16 protein-coding genes, 1 rRNA gene and 1 pseudogene are annotated in these 17335 nt (G+C 59.1%); 16 read left to right on the forward strand and 2 right to left on the reverse strand.

All coding sequences use genetic code 11. The features are described 5' to 3' along the window. Nucleotides 1-60: 60 nt before the first annotated feature. The 4 genes from hpt (at nucleotide 61) to hslO (ending at nucleotide 4672) form a co-directional block, all read left to right on the forward strand. Nucleotides 61-603, forward strand: a complete 543-nt coding sequence (gene hpt, locus FTE24_RS02020) for a hypoxanthine phosphoribosyltransferase (protein WP_150235565.1) — start codon at nucleotides 61-63, stop codon at nucleotides 601-603. Between the two features lie 156 nt (nucleotides 604-759). Beyond that, nucleotides 760-2790: an ATP-dependent zinc metalloprotease FtsH gene (gene ftsH, locus FTE24_RS02025; protein WP_150235567.1), complete on the forward strand. Its 2031-nt coding sequence runs from the start codon at nucleotides 760-762 to the stop codon at nucleotides 2788-2790. A 118-nt stretch (nucleotides 2791-2908) separates the two neighbouring features. Further along, nucleotides 2909-3685: a type III pantothenate kinase gene (locus tag FTE24_RS02030; RefSeq protein ID WP_150235570.1), complete on the forward strand. Its 777-nt coding sequence runs from the start codon at nucleotides 2909-2911 to the stop codon at nucleotides 3683-3685. Nucleotides 3686-3742: 57 nt separating this feature from the next. After that, a complete protein-coding gene (gene hslO / locus FTE24_RS02035; protein ID WP_150235572.1) occupies nucleotides 3743-4672 on the forward strand; it encodes an Hsp33 family molecular chaperone HslO in 930 nt (309 codons plus the stop codon). 287 nt (nucleotides 4673-4959) lie between these two features. On the opposite strand, the gene FTE24_RS22905 is transcribed toward hslO, so the two are convergent. Next, nucleotides 4960-5106, reverse strand: coding sequence for a hypothetical protein (locus tag FTE24_RS22905; RefSeq protein WP_170314997.1), 147 nt, complete (start codon nucleotides 5104-5106; stop codon nucleotides 4960-4962). 261 nt (nucleotides 5107-5367) lie between these two features. Between FTE24_RS22905 and cysK the strand changes: the two genes are divergently transcribed. The 10 genes and pseudogenes from cysK (at nucleotide 5368) to lysS (ending at nucleotide 15245) form a co-directional block, all read left to right on the forward strand. Then, on the forward strand, nucleotides 5368-6306 hold the full coding sequence (gene cysK, locus FTE24_RS02040) for a cysteine synthase A (protein ID WP_150235574.1): 939 nt from the start codon (nucleotides 5368-5370) through the stop codon (nucleotides 6304-6306). 270 nt (nucleotides 6307-6576) lie between these two features. Further along, nucleotides 6577-8190, forward strand: coding sequence for an anthranilate synthase component I family protein (locus FTE24_RS02045; RefSeq protein ID WP_150235593.1), 1614 nt, complete (start codon nucleotides 6577-6579; stop codon nucleotides 8188-8190). Further along, nucleotides 8187-8774 (forward strand): anthranilate synthase component II, encoded by a 588-nt coding sequence (locus FTE24_RS02050; RefSeq protein WP_150235576.1) that lies wholly within the window; start codon nucleotides 8187-8189, stop codon nucleotides 8772-8774. The genes FTE24_RS02045 and FTE24_RS02050 overlap by 4 nt, the downstream gene beginning before the upstream one ends. After that, a complete protein-coding gene (locus tag FTE24_RS02055) occupies nucleotides 8771-9670 on the forward strand; it encodes an aminotransferase class IV (RefSeq protein ID WP_150235577.1) in 900 nt (299 codons plus the stop codon). Before FTE24_RS02050 ends, FTE24_RS02055 begins: the two co-directional genes overlap by 4 nt. A 3-nt stretch (nucleotides 9671-9673) precedes the next feature. Then, entirely contained in the window at nucleotides 9674-10540 is an 867-nt protein-coding gene (folP, locus tag FTE24_RS02060; RefSeq protein ID WP_150235579.1) for a dihydropteroate synthase, read from the forward strand. Between the two features lie 101 nt (nucleotides 10541-10641). Further along, complete coding sequence (folB, locus tag FTE24_RS02065) at nucleotides 10642-11016, forward strand: dihydroneopterin aldolase (protein WP_150235581.1); 375 nt, start codon at nucleotides 10642-10644, stop codon at nucleotides 11014-11016. After that, a complete protein-coding gene (folK, locus tag FTE24_RS02070; RefSeq protein ID WP_150235595.1) occupies nucleotides 11016-11549 on the forward strand; it encodes a 2-amino-4-hydroxy-6-hydroxymethyldihydropteridine diphosphokinase in 534 nt (177 codons plus the stop codon). Before folB ends, folK begins: the two co-directional genes overlap by 1 nt. A 57-nt stretch (nucleotides 11550-11606) precedes the next feature. Beyond that, nucleotides 11607-12599, forward strand: a complete 993-nt coding sequence (gene dusB / locus FTE24_RS02075) for a tRNA dihydrouridine synthase DusB (protein WP_150235583.1) — start codon at nucleotides 11607-11609, stop codon at nucleotides 12597-12599. 532 nt (nucleotides 12600-13131) lie between these two features. Beyond that, complete coding sequence (gene greA, locus FTE24_RS02080; RefSeq protein WP_141447861.1) at nucleotides 13132-13608, forward strand: transcription elongation factor GreA; 477 nt, start codon at nucleotides 13132-13134, stop codon at nucleotides 13606-13608. A gap of 252 nt (nucleotides 13609-13860) precedes the next feature. Beyond that, nucleotides 13861-15245: pseudogene (gene lysS, locus FTE24_RS02085) on the forward strand (lysine--tRNA ligase). Nucleotides 15246-15338: 93 nt separating this feature from the next. Here the strand turns inward: lysS and FTE24_RS02090 are convergent. After that, entirely contained in the window at nucleotides 15339-15938 is a 600-nt protein-coding gene (locus FTE24_RS02090; protein ID WP_150235587.1) for a TetR/AcrR family transcriptional regulator, read from the reverse strand. Nucleotides 15939-16041: 103 nt separating this feature from the next. Here FTE24_RS02090 and FTE24_RS02095 point away from each other — a divergent pair, with 103 nt between their 5' ends. Further along, on the forward strand, nucleotides 16042-16584 hold the full coding sequence (locus FTE24_RS02095; RefSeq protein WP_150235589.1) for a hypothetical protein: 543 nt from the start codon (nucleotides 16042-16044) through the stop codon (nucleotides 16582-16584). Between the two features lie 538 nt (nucleotides 16585-17122). Continuing rightward, nucleotides 17123-17335, forward strand: a 16S ribosomal RNA gene (locus FTE24_RS02100); the annotation flags it as partial.

Genomic DNA, 17335 nt, shown 5'->3' on the forward strand with positions numbered 1-17335 from the left:
TATAAGATAGAAAGAAGATCAAGTCTCAATCAGATCACAATTGTGGGAGGGTCATGCACGTTGCAAAACGACATTCAGGAAGTGCTTATCAGCGAAGAGGAACTCCAGGCCAAAATCAAGGAACTGGGCGCGCAGCTCAGCGGCGAATACACGGACCGCAATCCGCTCGTCATCTGCGTGTTGAAAGGCGCTTTCATTTTCATGGCCGACCTTGTCAAACGCATTACGGTACCGATCGAACTCGACTTCATGGCGGTATCAAGCTACGGGGCGGCTACGAAGTCGTCCGGCGTCGTGAAGATCATCAAGGATCTGGACACGACGGTGGAAGGGCGCGACGTGCTGATCGTGGAAGACATCATCGACAGCGGGCTGACGCTCAGCCACCTGATCGAACTGCTGAAGAACCGCAACGCCAAGAGCGTCAAGGTCGTTACGCTGTTCGACAAGCCGTCGGGCCGCTCGGTGAACATGGAAGCGGACTATACGGGCTTTGTTTTGCCGGACGCATTCGTCGTCGGTTACGGTCTGGATTACGCGGAACACTACCGCAACCTGCCGTATATCGGGGTACTCAAACCGGAGATTTACACCAAGGAATAGACGGTTCGGGTGCGCGGCGGGGTCGGGATCGAAAGATCGGCAAGACCGATGCGGCGAGACCGGGATTTGCGCTTCGAAGTCCGCTCCGCGTCTGAATTTGTGATGTATGAACGGACTATGGTAAAATAAATTCAGTGTCTTGAGAGGAGGTTGGGGATGAATCGGTTCATCCGGAATTCTGGCTTTTATTTAATCCTTTTTCTTGTCGTGGTAGGCATCATTCAATTTTTGAACGGCGGCCGGGATACGGCCCAAGCTCCAAGATACGACGAACTGGTCGAGCAGGTTCAGAACGACAACGTGGCCAACGCTACGTTCCAATTCGATAACTACGCTTATTTGGTGACCGGTACGTACAAGGCTCCGTTGGAAGCTGACGCGCCAAAGACGTTCTCGACGTATATTCCATCCACCGAAACGGTGGTTAGCGATCTTACGACTAAAATGGAAGCGAACAACGTAGAGGTAACGTGGAAGCCGATGCAGGGGCAAAGCATCTGGTTGACCTTATTCACCTCGTTCATTCCGCTTATCCTGATGTTCGTGTTGTTCTTCTTCCTCTTTAACCAGTCCCAGGGCGGCGGCGGCAAAGTGATGAACTTTGGCAAGAGCAAAGCCAAACTGTACAGCGAAGAGAAGAAAAAAGTAACCTTCAACGACGTGGCCGGTGCGGACGAAGAGAAGCAGGAGCTCGTCGAAGTGGTCGAATTCCTCAAGGATTCGCGCAAATTCTCGGCGCTCGGCGCAAGAATTCCAAAAGGCGTCCTGCTCGTTGGCCCTCCGGGTACCGGTAAAACGCTGCTGGCCCGTGCGGTAGCCGGCGAAGCGGGCGTAGCCTTCTTCAGCATCTCCGGTTCCGACTTCGTCGAAATGTTCGTCGGCGTCGGCGCTTCGCGGGTTCGGGATTTGTTCGAAAACGCGAAGAAAAGCGCGCCTTGTATTATCTTCATCGACGAAATCGACGCTGTCGGACGTCAGCGGGGCGCAGGCCTTGGCGGCGGACACGACGAACGCGAGCAGACGCTCAACCAGCTGCTCGTCGAGATGGACGGTTTCGGCGAAAACGAAGGTATCATCATCATCGCGGCGACGAACCGCGCGGATATTCTCGACCCGGCCCTGCTGCGCCCGGGACGTTTCGACCGTCAGATTACGGTCGACCGTCCGGACGTCAAAGGCCGCGAAGCGGTACTGCACGTTCACGCACGCAACAAGCCGCTGACCAAAGACGTTCAGCTCGACAAGATCGCGAAGCGCACTACCGGTTTCTCGGGCGCGGATCTGCAAAACCTGCTGAACGAAGCGGCATTGATCGCGGCACGCCGCGATCGAAAAGACATTTCGATGAGCGAAATCGACGAAGCGATCGACCGCGTCATCGTCGGTACGGAGAAGAAGAGCCGCGTCATCAGCGATCGCGAGAAACGCATCGTGGCTTACCACGAAGCGGGCCATACGATCGTGGGTTACTTCCTCGAACATGCCGACACGGTGCATAAGGTGACGATCATTCCGCGCGGTCGCGCGGGCGGATACGTGATCATGATGCCGAAGGAAGACCGCATGCTCGTCACGAAGCAGGAACTGCTCGACCGCGTAACCGGCCTTCTGGGCGGACGCGTGTCCGAAGAACTGTTTATCGGCGAGATCGGTACGGGCGCATACAGCGACTTCCAGCAGGCGACCGGCATCGTGCGCAGCATGATTATGGAATACGGCATGAGCGAGAAGCTCGGTCCGATGCAGTTCGGAACCGGTCAGGGTCAAGTGTTCCTGGGCCGCGATCTCGGACACGAACCGAACTACAGCGACGCCGTGGCGTATGAGATCGATCAGGAAATGCAGCGCTTCATCAGCGAATCGTACGAGAGAGCGCGTCAGGTTCTGACCGATCATGCCAAAGAAGTACATTTGATCGCGAACACGCTGCTCGAAGTCGAAACGCTGGAACTCGACCAGATCCGCAATCTGATCGAGACCGGTACGCTCGAAGCACCGGAAGGTTCGACGAACACGCCGGTCGGCGAAGGTTCGGAGCCCAAGGCTGAACCGACTTTCGACAGCATCGGCGATACGAACGTTCGTCTGGACGAGTCCGATCCTGTGGGTCTCGGCAAAGACGGCGACATCCCGAACGATCCGCTGAACAAACGCGGCGACTCCGGCGGCAGCGGTACGCAATCTTGATCCGCTGATCCATTTTTGTCAGGGTCGACCTTTTACAAGCGAGACCGGAAAACGAATCCTCGTTTTCCGGTCTTTTGTTATGAGGCGTGAGATCAACGCAAAGGGGGACAACAACCGCGTGATTCTTGTAGTGGACATCGGCAACACCAATATCGTGCTCGGCATGTACGAGGGCAGCGAACTGCTGCACCATTTCAGAATCAGCACCAGCCGGCAGACGACGAGCGACGAGTACGGCGTCATGATCTACAATTTGTTCCGCATGGCGGGCGTGGAGGCGGAGCGGATCGAAGGCGTCATGATCTCATCCGTCGTTCCCCCGATCGTCGGCGTGATCGAGCAGATGTGCCGCACCTATCTCAAAAAGACGCCTTTGGTCGTTGGCCCCGGCATCAAGACCGGCTTGAATCTCCGCTACGAAAATCCGCGCGAGATCGGCGCGGACCGGATCGTCAACGCCGTCGCCGCCGTGGAACTGTACGGCGGGCCGGTAGTCGTCGTCGACTTCGGCACGGCGACGACGTTCGATTGCATCGACGCGCAGGGCACTTACCTGGGCGGCGCCATCGTGCCCGGGATCGGCATCTCGACCGAAGCGTTGTACCAGAGAGCTTCGAAGCTGCCGAGAATCGAGCTGGAGAAGCCGAAGAAGGTCATCGGACGCAACACCATCCATGCGATGCAGTCGGGCATTATCTACGGCTATGCGGGACAGGTGGACGGTATCGTCAAGCGGATTCGGCAGGAGATGAATACGGAGCTGCAGGTGATCGCGACCGGCGGACTCGCGCCGTTGATCTGCGCGGAGACCGAGTCGGTCCGCGAAGTCAATCCGCTGCTTACGCTCGAAGGGCTGCGCCTGATCTACGAACGCAACAAAGCTTTGTCCCGATAACGGGGTTCAACTATAGAGGCCGCTCACGCGAGCGGCCGGAAGCGGAGGAAACTGCTCATGGAAAATCTGGAGCCTATGCATCAACAGAACGGAGAGTCCGAACCATCCGAAGAACGCGATTACCTTGTGCGGGGAACCGCACTGGGCGGCAAAGTCCGCGCATTCGCGGTACGGAGCACCCAATTGGTCGAAGAGCTGCGCAAGCGTCACGACACGTTCCCGACGGCTACCGCCGCGCTGGGACGCACACTGACGACGGCCGCCATGATGGGCGCAATGCTCAAAGGCGAAGAGAAACTGACGATTCAGGTCAAAGGAGACGGGCCGCTCGGCCAGATCGTCGCCGATGCCAACGCCAGAGGCGAAGTGCGCGGTTATGTCGATAACCCGCATGTCCACCTGCCGAGCAACGCCATGGGCAAGCTCGATGTAGCCGGCGCGGTCGGAACCGAAGGATTCCTGTACGTCATCAAGGATCTGGGCCTCAAGGAACCTTACCGCGGCAGCGTGCCGATCGTGTCGGGCGAACTCGGCGAAGATTTTACGTATTACTTCGCGGCGTCCGAACAGACGCCTTCGGCTGTCGGTATCGGGGTGCTCGTCGCGCCGGAAGGCCAGGTCATCAGTGCGGGCGGCCTGATCGTCCAACTGCTGCCGGGCTTGGCCGACGAAGAGATCGACGCGATCGAAGGCGCCATCGCTTCGCTGCCTCCGGTATCGGCATTGATCGATCAGGGGCTGTCGCCGGAAGAACTGATCAAATGGGTACTGCCGGACGTGCAGATCCAGGAATCGCTGAACATCGATTTCCGCTGCGAATGCTCGCGCGAGCGCGTGGAACGCACGCTGATCAGCCTCGGGTCCGAAGAGATCCAGGCGATCATCGACGAACAGGGCGTGGCGGAAGTCGTCTGCCACTTTTGTAACGAAGCGTACCAGTTCGAGCGCGAAGACCTGCAAAGCATCCTGGAACAGACCCGCCGCTAAAAGCGTTCCGCTGACAAAGCCGCCGGTCCAGGCTGCCGGTAAAAGTCTTCGATCAATAGTCTTTGATCGACAGCCTTCTATCAACAGCTTTTAATGAACAGCTTTCGATCGACGGCCGTTACCGGGTCGGAATCGCTCAACACGAACAGCAAAAAGCCGTTCCCGACCGGGAACGGCTTTTTGCCGAGTGCGACTTGCGCGCGAACTTCCGCAAGCTGCGGGCACCTATCGGCGTTCGATCGCGGCGGAATGCTCCGTCCGCATCGCCTGACGCCGGGGCTGCAAGGTCAAATGACGGTGCTGTTGCTGATCTTGTCGTCTTTGCGTCCCATCGATTGGATCTGGGTCATCAGCTTGCCGCGCGATTCCTTGCTGCGCAGCAGGTAGGCAGCTCCCAGACCGACAGCGACTCCGAGCAGGGTGTTCCGTTTCATGTCGTCGTCCTCCTTCGTAGGCGAATCCTGATTTTTGATAAGCTTATTCGAGATTTACCCTCTGCCCCGCGAGCGAAACGCGCCGAAGCAAAGGAGGCAGCGGCCATAGCGAAAAATAGACCGCCTCCGCATGCCCGGTGTTCGTTGACAGGCCGCGTTCGGATTTGCTAAGATAAAAGAAGTTGAAAACCTACTTTTTCACTCGGATTAAGGTCCGGGAAATCGGATATAAGTGTACCCACTTTCGAAGGAGGATTTACCATGGCCAAAGTCGTTAACAGCATTACGGATCTGATCGGAGATACGCCTCTCGTCCGCTTGAACCGGATCGTTCCGGAAGACAGCGCGGAGATTTATTTGAAACTGGAATATCAGAATCCGGGCGCCAGCGTTAAAGACCGGATCGCGATCAGCATGGTGGAAGCGGCCGAAGCGGACGGACGCCTGAAGCCGGGCGGCACGATCATCGAAGCGACGAGCGGCAACACGGGCATCGGCCTGGCCATGGTAGCGGCGGCAAAAGGATACAAGTCCGTGATCGTCATGCCGGAAACGATGAGCATTGAGCGCCGCAACCTGCTGCGTGCCTACGGAGCGGAACTCGTGCTCACGCCGGGATCGGAAGGCATGAACGGAGCGGTACGCAAAGCCGAAGAGCTGTTGGCCGAGAATCCGGATTACTTCATGGCCGAGCAGTTCAAGAACGAAGCGAACGTGAAGATCCACCGCGAGACGACGGGACCCGAAATCGTCGAAGCCATCCACTCGATCGGCGGCACGCTGGACGCATTCGTGGCGGGCATCGGTACAGGCGGAACGATCTCAGGCGCCGGCGAAGTGCTGAGAACGAACTTCCCGGAAGTGAAGATCTACGCGGTCGAGCCTGCGGCTTCGCCGATTCTGGCCGGCGGCAAGCCGGGCCCGCACAAAATTCAGGGTATCGGAGCCAACTTCGTCCCGGATATCCTCAACCAGAAGATCTACGACGAGATTCTGCATGTGGAAAATGACGAAGCGTTCGAGACGGCTCGCACCGTAGCGAAGGAAGAAGGCATCCTGTCCGGCATTTCGTCCGGTGCCGCCGTATTCGCCGCGCTCAAAGTGGCGAAAGAACTCGGCAAAGGCAAACGGATCGTCGTCATCATCCCGAGCAACGGCGAACGGTACCTCAGCACGCCGCTGTACAATTTCGAAAACTGACCGAAGGCTGCGAAGCCGAACGATTTTAACCGAATATGTCCAACACCCCCGCTCCTTGCGCTTGCATGAGGCGGGGGTGTTGTGCGTAAAGGCCGATTCCTGCTCGTTTTTCACGGTTTCCTGCATGCTTAAGTCCCGAATTTGCGCCTGCGCGAACTCCCGTTTCGTTTTGCCGCTACCTTAGGCCGTCCCTTCGTCGTATAATGGACAAAAATCGAATCCGATCGTTTGGACGATATCCGAAGGAGTGCAGTCAGGTTGAGCGAGACGATGACATCCCTTGCGCAGTGGACGGAGTGGAGAGAACAGGGATATACCCGGCTTCCTTATCTGCGGCGCGACACTTTGCAGAAGCTGCCGGAGTCGTGGCTGCGGGCCTGGAGCGAAGCGTCACCTTACGCTTTCGTGCTGGAGAGCGGGAAGGAAGGCCGCTATACGTTTCTCGGGCTGGAAGCCGAATCCGTGCTGCAGGGACGGGGCGAAGCGGCACGAATTGCCGATTTTGCGGACCGGCTCGATCCGGAGCCGGTCGGGCCGGCGGAACAGACCGTGCAGGGCACCCCGCTCGACGTGATCCGCGCCTGGATGGAGCCGCACCGCGCGCCGCGCGTACCTGGCGGCCCCAAATTTTGCGGCGGGGCGGTCGGCTTCCTCGCGTACGACGTCGCGCGTTCGCTGGAACGGCTGCCGGCGCTGGCCGAAGACGATCTGGCCCAGAACGGCCTGCCGGACTACGCGTTCATGCGGCTGCGGCAGCTGTGGATCGTGGATCACCAGGAGCAGGCCGTATATGTCTCGGTCTGCCTGCCGGCCGCCGAGACGGAAGCTTCGGCCGGGGCCGGGGCGCAGGCAGGCGGCGCCGGGCGTTCGCTTGCGTCCGCCTACGCGCAGGCGGAGCGGGAAGCGGAGCGCATGCTGCGGCGCTGGCGCGAGTTCGAGCGCGAAGCACTGCCGTGGGACGCGAAGCGCCGGGGCGAGATCGCCGCGGAAGCGGAGCGGCATATGGACGGGCGCAGCGACGTGGACGGATTTGAAGCGTCGTTTGCCCAGGAGGCGTTCCAGCAGGCGGTACGCCGCGTGCAGAAATACATTCGCAGCGGAGACGTGTTCCAGATCAATCTGTCGCTGCGCAAGCAGCGGAAGCTCAAGGCTTCGCCCGAACAGGTCTACGAATGGATGCGCCTCGTGAACCCGTCGCCGTACATGGGCCTGCTGCGCTTTCCGGATTTCCAGCTGGTCTCCGGTTCGCCGGAGCTGCTTGTGCGGCTCGAAGACGGCCGCCTGGCCGCCCGGCCGATTGCCGGAACGCGCCGGCGCGGGTCGACGCCGGAAGAAGACCTGCGCATGGCCGAGGAACTGGCCGGCAGCGAGAAAGAGCGGGCCGAGCACATTATGCTCGTCGATTTGCAGCGCAACGATCTCGGGCGGGTCGCCGCCTACGGTTCCGTCCACGTGCCGGAACTGATGACGATCGAGCGCTACGCGCACGTCATGCACCTGGTCTCGCAGGTGGAAGCGGATCTTGCGCCGGGCAAAACGGCGTACGACGTTATCGCCGGCGTATTTCCCGGCGGAACGATCACGGGTGCGCCGAAGGTGCGCACGATGCAGATCGTCGAGGAGCTGGAGCCGGTGCGCCGCGGACCGTATACCGGTTCGATGGGCTGGATTGACTACGGAGGCAATATGGAATTAAATATTATTATTCGCACGCTCGTCGTGCAAAACGGCGTGGGCCATATGCAGGCGGGAGCGGGCATCGTTATCGATTCCGATCCGTACCGCGAATATCGCGAGAGCCATAACAAGGCGAGATCGGTCGGCCGTGCCGTCTGGTGCGCCGAACGGGCGGCGGCCGAAGACGGGAAAGGGGAATCCCATTGATTCTGGTCATCGACAATTACGATTCGTTTACCTATAACCTGGTCCAGTATTTGGGAGAGCTCGGCGAGACGGTGATCGTCCGCCGCAATGACGAGATCGATCCTGCCGGCATCCGGGAGCTGGCGCCGGATCGCCTGCTGCTCTCGCCCGGACCGTGCACGCCGGACGACGCGGGTATCACGCTTGACGTCATTCGGCAGTTCAAGGCGGAGATTCCGATTCTCGGCGTATGTCTCGGCCATCAGGCGATCGGGCAAGCTTTCGGCGGCCGCGTCATTCGCGCGGACCGCCTGATGCACGGCAAGACTTCGCCGATTCTGCATCGCGGCACGTCCGTGTTCGAAGGGCTGCCTTCGCCGCTGACCGCCGCGCGCTATCATTCGCTGATCGTCGAGGCCGCCACGCTGCCGGACTGTCTGGAAGTGACCGCCTGGACGGCGGAAGGCGAGATCATGGGACTGCGCCATCGGGACTATCCGGTCGAAGGCGTCCAATTCCATCCCGAGTCGATCGTGACGGAGCATGGACACCGCATGCTGGCCCGTTTTCTCGGCCGCACTTCCGCCGTGGACGTGCGGACATGAGCGGCGCCGCGAATTACGTCGGGCTGAACGGCCGGATCGTCGATACGGCGCAGGCCGCCGTATCGGTCATGGATCATGGCCTCATGTACGGGATGGGCTTGTTCGAGACGTTCCGCACCTACGGCGGCGAGCCGTTTTTGTTCGAACGCCATCTGGAGCGTATGCGGCGCGGCTGCGACGAGCTGCGGATCCGCTGGGACGCCGATCCGCAGGCGCTGCGGGCGGAGATCGCCGCGCTGCTGGCGGCGAACGGGCTGGCCGAAGGCTATGTCCGGCTGACGCTGACCGCAGGCGAAGACGAGCTGGGCCTGCCGTCCAGCCGCTTCTATGAGCGGCCGAACCGGATCGTCTATGTCAAGGCGCTGCCGACGCCGCCGGCCGCCTGGTACGCGGAAGGCCGCACGCTGCAGGTGCTGCATACGCGCCGCAATACGCCCGAAGGGGCGGAGCGGCTCAAATCGCTCCATTACATGAACGGCATTTTGGGCCGGCACGAACTGGACGGCATTCCCGGCGCCGAAGGCGCCGAAGGATTGATGCTTACCGGCGAAGGGCATGTCGCCGAAGGCATCGTCGGGAACGTATTTTTCGCCGCCGGAGGCACGCTGCACACGCCGTCTGTCGATACCGGCATTCTGCCCGGCATTACGCGGGCGTTCGTGCTTGAGCTAGCGCGCGGTCTCGGCATTCCGGTCCGGGAAGGCCGGTACGGCCTGGACCGACTGGCCGAAGCCGACGAGATTTTCCTGACCGGTTCGGTCCAGGGGATCGTGCCGGTACGGCTGCTTCGGCAGCCCGACGGCACGGAACTTGCGATCGGTGCCGGCAGGCCGGGCCCGCTGACGCTTCGCCTGACGGAGGAGTATGGCCACTATACGAGAGAAACGGGGAACTAACACATGAAGCCTATTCTTCATATCCGTCATTACGCCTGGGGCGACGTCCGCCTGAACCTGGGCCGCGCCACGCGAATCATGGGGATTCTGAACACCACGCCCGATTCTTTTTCCGACGGGGGCCGTTACGTGAACATCGAAGCGGCCGTCCGCCATGCCCGCGAGATGGTGCTGGCCGGAGCCGACCTGATCGACATCGGCGGGGAGTCGACCCGTCCGGGCGCCGATCCCGTCTCGCTGGACGAGGAACTGTCGCGCATCCTGCCGGTGATCGAAGCGCTGCGGCGCGAGATGCCGGGCACTCCGCTGTCCGTCGACACGTACAAAGCCGAAGTCGCCCGCCAGTCGCTGGCGGCCGGCGCGCATATCATCAACGACGTATGGGGCGGCAAAGCCGATACGCGCATGGCGCAGGTCGCCGCGGAATCGGGCTGTCCGATCGTGCTGACGCATAATCGTCCCGAACCGAATTACGACGACCTGCTGGGCGACGTCGCCGCCGATCTGATGGAGAGCGTGCAGATCGCCCGCGCCGCCGGGGTGCTGGACGAGAACATCATTTTGGACCCGGGCATCGGCTTCGCCAAGAACGGCGAAGAGAATCTGCGGATCATGACGCAGCTCGGCCGGCTGGTCGAACTCGGATTCCCCGTGCTGCTCGGCACGTCGCGCAAGCGGTTTATCCGCGAAGTGCTCGACCTGCCGGCGGACGACGTCGTCGAAGGCACCGCCGCGACCGTCGCTTTCGGCATCGCCGAAGGCTGCCAGATCGTGCGGGTGCACGACGTCGCTTCGATCAAACGGACCGTGGCCATGTGCGACGCCATGCTGTACGCGGAGTCCGGCCGCTCCTACGAACCCCGTACATAACTTCAGGCAGGCTGCGAACCGAATGCCGCGGGCGTCTTCTTGTGAAGCGTTCCCGGCTCTGCGCGCAGCCTGAATCTTTTTCGCGGAAAGGCGGAACTATTATGGACAAAATGATCATCTCCCGCATGGAATATTACGGACGCCACGGCGTATTCGAGGAAGAACGCCGGCTCGGACAGCGGTTCTACGTAGGCTTGGAACTTGAAATGGACCTGTCCGCGGCGGGACAGACCGACGATCTGGAACAGGCCGTCAATTACGCCGAAGTGCACGAGACGGTCAAAAGCGTCGTTGAAGGCGAGTCCGTCAAGCTGATCGAGGCGCTCGCCGAACGTATTGCATCCGCGGTGCTGCGCACTTATACTAGGGTGGAAGCGGCGACCATACGGGTCACCAAGCCGCATCCTCCGTTCGATATCCATTTCGAAGGCGTGACCGTGGAGATTCGCCGGAGCCGAAAGAGAGAGCAGGCATGATGAACGAACACGCCCGAACTTCCACCTCTGAGCAATCAGAGGCTTATATTGCTTTGGGGGCCAATCTCGGCCGCCGTGAAGAGACGCTGCGCGAAGCGCTGCGGTTGTTGAACGAACAGCCGGAGATCGAAGTGCTGCGCGTCTCCGACGTGTACGAGACCGACCCGGTCGGCTACGCCGACCAGCCGCCTTTTCTGAACATGGCCGCGGCGGTAGGCACATCGATGCCGCCGCACCGGCTGCTTGAGATCATGCAGACGGTCGAAGACCGTCTGGGCCGGGTGCGCGATATCCGCTTCGGACCGCGAACCGCGGATCTGGACCTGCTGTGGATGAACGGCCTCGCAGTCGAGACGACCGAGCTGACGCTGCCGCATCCGCGCATGCACGAACGCTTCTTCGTGCTCGTGCCGCTCGACGACGTCGTGCCGCCGGAAGAGCCTTCCGGCCTGCGCGCGCTCGTCGACCGCTCGTTGGCCGAGCTCGGCCCGGCTTCGGGCATCGCCCGTTTTTCCGGACCCCTGTTTCCTTAATGCCGTTCCGCCGCTTCGCCAAGAAGGGCTTCAATAGATAAATGAGGTGAGTTTACGATGCTGAAAATCGGCGAGATCGAACTGAAAAACCGTGTCGTGCTGGCTCCGATGGCCGGCGTCTGCAATCCCGCTTTCCGTCTGATCGCCAAAGAGTTCGGCACGGGACTTGTCTGCGCGGAGATGGTCAGCGACAAAGCGATTCTCAACGGCAACAAGCGCACGCGCGAGATGCTGTTCGTCGACGAACGCGAGAAACCGCTCAGCCTGCAAATTTTCGGCGGCGACCGCGCTTCGCTTGTCGAAGCGGCGAAAGTTGTCGATCAGGAGACCAATGCGGACATTATCGACATCAACATGGGCTGCCCGGTTCCCAAAGTGACCAAATGCGATGCCGGCGCCCGTTGGCTGCTCAATCCCGAGAAAATTTACGAGATGGTGTCCGCCGTGACCGCCGCCGTCCAGAAGCCGGTCACGGTCAAGATGCGTATCGGCTGGGACAGCGAGCATATTTTTATCGAGCAGAACGCCAAAGCGGCCGAGGCGGCCGGCGCGAGCGCGATCAGCGTCCACGGGCGTACACGCGAGCAGCTCTATACCGGGCAGGCCGACTGGAGCTGGATCAAGCTGGCCAAATCTTCTGTCAGCATTCCGGTCATCGGCAACGGGGACGTCCTGACGCCCGAAGACGCCAAGCGCATGCTCGACACGACGGGCTGCGACGGCGTCATGATCGGCCGCGGCGCGCTCGGCAACCCGTGGATGCTGTACAGCACCATCCATTATCTGGAAAACGGCGAGCTGCTTACCGACCCGCCGCCGGAAGACAAGGTGCGTATCGCCGTCCTGCATATGGACCGCCTTATCGCGCTCAAGGGCGAGAATGTCGCCGTACGCGAAATGCGCAAGCATCTGTCGTGGTACCTCAAAGGGCTGAAAGGTTCCGCGAGCATCAAGGACATGATCATGGAAGGCACGACCCGCGATCAGATGGTCCACATCCTCGACGGATACCTGGCCAATCTGCCGGAGCTCGTCGCCGCCGAAGCCTGAGTGCTCCCCGTGGAACATTTTCGGTCAAAATCCGCGATCATTCGACGAAAAGGGCCGGAAATCCGGTCCTTTTTTGTATAAATAAAACGTTTTCATTTGGGCCCGGAAACACATTGACTTTTCGTAGTGCTTCCCATATAATTTGTCAGTATAAATTCGCCTCACCAACATAATTTCCAAAATGCGGAATATGCGCGCTTTGCCTGGATGCGGTATTGTATAGACACGAACGGTGCTCCGTACGTTGGCTGCCCGGCTGCCGGCATTGAGTCCGGCGAATCCTTTCGGGGACTTCCGCGGGCAAGGAACTTCGGGCCGGGTCAACGTGCCGCGCCGACGTTCTTGGAGATATAACGGCTTCGGCCCCGGCTGCCCGTCAATATCTTTCTTAAGTCGAGAAACGCAGTGCGTCGATGTCTTAAAAGGCGTGATCGTTTCTATTTTGCCATCGCCGTCTTTACAGGGATTTCGTAATTAACCGGATGTGAGAGTGCGAAAATCTACTATTCACATGACAGGAGAATCGGTACAGATGAGCGATAAAGAGGTCATTCTCACCCAGGACGGGCTGAAGAAGTTGGAAGATGAATTGGAGCACCTGAAATCCGTGAAACGCCGCGAAGTCGCGGAACGGATCAAAGTGGCGATCGGCTACGGCGACATCAGCGAGAACTCCGAATACGAAGACGCCAAAAACGAACAGGCTTTCATCGAAGGCCGCGTCATCACGCTGGAGAAAATGCTGCGCAACGCGCGGATCATCAACAGCGACGAGATCGCGACCGACGTCGTGAGCGTAGGATCGACCGTGCAGGTCAAAGATCTGGAATTCGGCGACGAAGTGGAGTACACCATCGTCGGCTCCGCGGAATCGAATCCGTTGGAGAACCGCATTTCCAACGAAAGTCCGGTCGGCATGGCGCTGCTGGGCAAATCCGTAGGCGCGACGGTCGACGTCAGCGTTCCGGCGGGCGTGCTTCAATACACGATCCTCGGCATCAGAAAATAATTCAATTCCGGACAATCAAGCAGCACTTTTCCGGTACTACGGGCTTCCCGTCTCCGTTTTGGCACTTGCCCAAGCGGAAGCGGGAGCTTTTTTTGTGCCGCTTTGCGCAGTAGGCGCCTTTTCCCGTCGGCGCTGCGGCTTTCGCGGTTGACGAAAGCGACGATTTGCAACGATAATATAGGTTGACGATAAGCGAGGCCGGCAAAGCATTTCCAATGCGGGCCGCCGCTAAGGACAGGAGCTGAAACACAAGTGTCTGAAGAAAACACGAACCAGGAAAACCAGGAAGTCGAATTGAGCGAACTGCTTAAGGTACGCCGCGAAAAACTGGGTGAACTGAAAGAGCTCGGCATCGATCCGTTCGGCGCCAAGTTCGAACGCGACGAGACGGCAGCCGGTATCATGGCCAAGTACGACACGATGGACAAAGACGAGCTGGAAGAAAAAGCGATCGAAGTGCGCCTGGCCGGCCGCATCATGGCCNCATCGTCGGCATCCGCGGCACGGTGTTCAAGACGAAGACCGGCGAGACGACGGTCAAAGTCTCGGAACTGACCGTTCTGACCAAGTCGCTGCAGCCGCTGCCCGACAAGTATCACGGACTCAAGGACGTAGAGCTGCGCTACCGCCAGCGTTACGTCGACATGATCGTCAACCCGGAAGTGCAGCAGACGTTTATCCTGCGTTCGCGCATCATCCAGTCGATGCGCCGCTACCTGGATTCGCTCGGCTACCTCGAAGTCGAGACGCCGACGCTGCATTCCATCGCGGGCGGCGCGGCCGCTCGTCCGTTCATTACGCATCACAACGCGCTCGACATGGAACTGTACATGCGGATCGCGATCGAGCTGCATCTGAAGCGCCTGATCGTGGGCGGTCTGGAGAAAGTATACGAGATCGGCCGCGTCTACCGGAACGAAGGCACGTCGACCCGCCACAACCCGGAATTCACGATGATCGAGCTGTACGAAGCTTATGCTGACTACAAGGACATCATGAGCCTGGTGGAGAACATGGTCGCGCATATCGCCCAGGAAGTGCTCGGCACGACGACGATCCAGTACCAGGGCCAGGAGATCGACCTCAAGCCGCAGTGGCGCCGGGTGTCGATGGTCGATGCGGTCAAGGAAGTGACCGGCGTGGACTTCGGCGCGCACATGACCGACGAAGAAGCGCATGCGCTGGCCAAGGAACATAAAGTTCCGGTCGAGAAGCATATGAAATTCGGGCACGTCCTGAACGCCTTCTTCGAACAGTTCGTGGAAGAGACGCTGATTCAGCCGACCTTTGTAACCGGACATCCGCTCGAAATTTCGCCGCTGGCGAAAAAGAACGACGAAGATCCGCGCTTTACCGACCGGTTCGAGTTGTTCGTCGTAGCACGTGAGCACGCCAATGCGTTCAGCGAGCTGAACGACCCGATCGACCAGCGCCAGCGTTTCGAAGCGCAGCTGGTAGAGAAAGAGCACGGCAACGACGAAGCGCACGAGATGGACGAAGACTTTATCCGCGCGCTGGAATACGGCATGCCGCCTACGGGCGGTCTCGGCATCGGCATCGACCGTCTGGTCATGCTGCTGACCGACGCTCCGTCGATCCGCGACGTCCTTCTGTTCCCGCACATGCGGAACCTGTAGGCGCGGCAATCGGCATCGTCACGCCTAACAGCATATACCAAAAAGGAGAAGGCGCCCCGGCGCCTTCTCCTTTTTTTGTCCTCCTTTTGCGGATTAATCGGTCTTTTTGCACAAAGCATCCAGGTATTCATCCAGCAGTTTCTCCATTAGAGGGGGCGGCATGCGTTCGGGATACAGCAGTCCGTGCAGCGCGACCCCGTCGACGAACGTCAGCATCTTCACCGCTTCTTCTTCGACGCGCAGCGTTTGCGACGCAAACTCGTAATCGACGAGCGCTTGAAGAATCAGCGTTATCGCGTGCTTCATCTGCTCGTAGACGCGGTCCGCGTGTTCGCGCAGCGAAGGTTCCGACATCGTTTTTGACGCGAAAGCCAGCCATACTTCCATTTCGGAACGGCTTTCTTCATGGTAAGGCACCAGTTCGCGCAGCACGTCTCGGGCCACTTCGGGCACCGGACGATCGAAAGAGTAAGCCGAGATCCGCTGGGCAACCCGTTCCGAGACCAGATTCATGGAGAAGGAGAAGAGTTCGGCCTGCGTGGAGAAGTAATGCCGCATCGACCCCGGCGATACGCCCGCTTCCTGCGCGACGTTGCGGACGGAAGCTTGTTCGATGCCTGAGCGGCGGATGACTCTCCAAGCGGCTTCGGCGACTTTGATTTTTTGTTGTTCGTGATCGACGATTTTTGGCATGCCCCATTATAACACAGACGTATTTTAACGGTTTCTTTTTTGACACGCGTGTGCTACTATGATTTATATAATACGATTGTGTTAAAAAAGAGGAGGAAAAAGGATGATCGGTTGGTTGATCGTGGCGTGCGAGATCGGATTTTGGGTGATCATCCTGGCGGGGCTGGTCACCCGCTACGTACTGAAGAAGAAGAAAGCGGGTGCGCTGCTGCTGATGCTCACGCCGGTCGTCGATCTGGTGCTGCTTACGGCTACGATCCTCGATATCCGGCAGGGAGGCGAAGCCGGCTTCGTGCACGGGCTTGCGGCTGTCTACCTCGGGTGCACGGTCGCGTTCGGGCACAGCATGATCCGATGGGCGGACGAGCGCTTTGCGCACAAGTTCGCGAACGGTCCGGCACCGGAAGACAAGCCCAAGCGAGGGACGGCTCATGCATCCATGGAGAGACAGAGATGGTATCGGCATCTGTTGGCCTGGACGATCGGCAGCGGCCTGCTTGCCCTCATGATTCTGTTGATCGGGGATGCACAGCGATCGGAAGCGCTGCAGCAGTGGATCGTGCGCTGGGCGATTGTGCTGGGCATCGACTTCGTCATCAGCTTCAGCTATACGCTGTGGCCCAGACCCGAGGGGAAACGGGCTTAGAATGCCGGATTATAAGAGGATCAGCGGCGCGAATACAAGGAATAATCGTTTTTTGAAAAAAGTGCTTGCCTTCCTTGTTCCAGCGTGATATATTCTAGGAATGGCCTTGAGAGAGTGACCGAGCGGTTCGAACAAGTGAGCAGGACAAAGTTGAAATCGAAATAGACGCTTCGCAAGAAGTTGAAAAAAAGATTTCAAAAAAAGGCTTGCAAAACGGAAACGGACATGCTAATATATAAGAGTTGCTGCTGCGAGCGAAACAAGCGAGCGGGGCACACGAGTAAGACAGAGTAACACGCATGAGATTAACGAGTTTGTTCTTTGAAAACTGAACAGTGAGTAACGAGAATTACGGAACCCAGCCGGGCCAAGTGATTCGAGGAACCGCGCTTAGCGAAGGGTTTTGATCTTCGGATCTGAATCTTGGAGCACAAGACGGTTTAGAGTGAATATAGGGAATGTAAATTCCCGCCACGTTTTAACGAGCACATGGTGCTTTCTTGACAAGTCAACTTCAAGACCATCCNAATCGGAGTCGCGGGTGCAACAGAGGTTGCACCNNNCCTGGGATAACTTCCGGAAACGGATGCTAATACCGGATACATCATTTTCTGGCATCGGAGAATGAGGAAAGACGGCGCAAGCTGTCACTGAGAGATGGGCCTGCGGCGCATTAGCTAGTTGGTGGGGTAATGGCTCACCAAGGCGACGATGCGTAGCCGACCTGAGAGGGTGAACGGCCACACTGGGA

The sequence above is a fragment of the Saccharibacillus sp. WB 17 genome, assembly GCF_008634075.2.
In the GTDB taxonomy this organism is placed as follows: domain Bacteria; phylum Bacillota; class Bacilli; order Paenibacillales; family Paenibacillaceae; genus Saccharibacillus; species Saccharibacillus brassicae.

Bases quoted from the DNA above. Each gene is read 5' to 3' on its own strand.
- ftsH (WP_150235567.1), top strand. From the start codon at position 760: ATGAATCGGTTCATCCGGAATTCTGGCTTTTATTTAATCCTTTTTCTT.
- hslO (WP_150235572.1), top strand. From the start codon at position 3,743: ATGGAAAATCTGGAGCCTATGCATCAACAGAACGGAGAGTCCGAACCA.
- FTE24_RS22905 (WP_170314997.1), bottom strand. From the start codon at position 5,106: ATGAAACGGAACACCCTGCTCGGAGTCGCTGTCGGTCTGGGAGCTGCC.
- cysK (WP_150235574.1), top strand. From the start codon at position 5,368: ATGGCCAAAGTCGTTAACAGCATTACGGATCTGATCGGAGATACGCCT.
- FTE24_RS02045 (WP_150235593.1), top strand. From the start codon at position 6,577: ATGACATCCCTTGCGCAGTGGACGGAGTGGAGAGAACAGGGATATACC.
- FTE24_RS02055 (WP_150235577.1), top strand. From the start codon at position 8,771: ATGAGCGGCGCCGCGAATTACGTCGGGCTGAACGGCCGGATCGTCGAT.
- folP (WP_150235579.1), top strand. From the start codon at position 9,674: ATGAAGCCTATTCTTCATATCCGTCATTACGCCTGGGGCGACGTCCGC.
- folB (WP_150235581.1), top strand. From the start codon at position 10,642: ATGGACAAAATGATCATCTCCCGCATGGAATATTACGGACGCCACGGC.
- folK (WP_150235595.1), top strand. From the start codon at position 11,016: ATGAACGAACACGCCCGAACTTCCACCTCTGAGCAATCAGAGGCTTAT.
- dusB (WP_150235583.1), top strand. From the start codon at position 11,607: ATGCTGAAAATCGGCGAGATCGAACTGAAAAACCGTGTCGTGCTGGCT.
- greA (WP_141447861.1), top strand. From the start codon at position 13,132: ATGAGCGATAAAGAGGTCATTCTCACCCAGGACGGGCTGAAGAAGTTG.
- FTE24_RS02090 (WP_150235587.1), bottom strand. From the start codon at position 15,938: ATGCCAAAAATCGTCGATCACGAACAACAAAAAATCAAAGTCGCCGAA.
- FTE24_RS02095 (WP_150235589.1), top strand. From the start codon at position 16,042: ATGATCGGTTGGTTGATCGTGGCGTGCGAGATCGGATTTTGGGTGATC.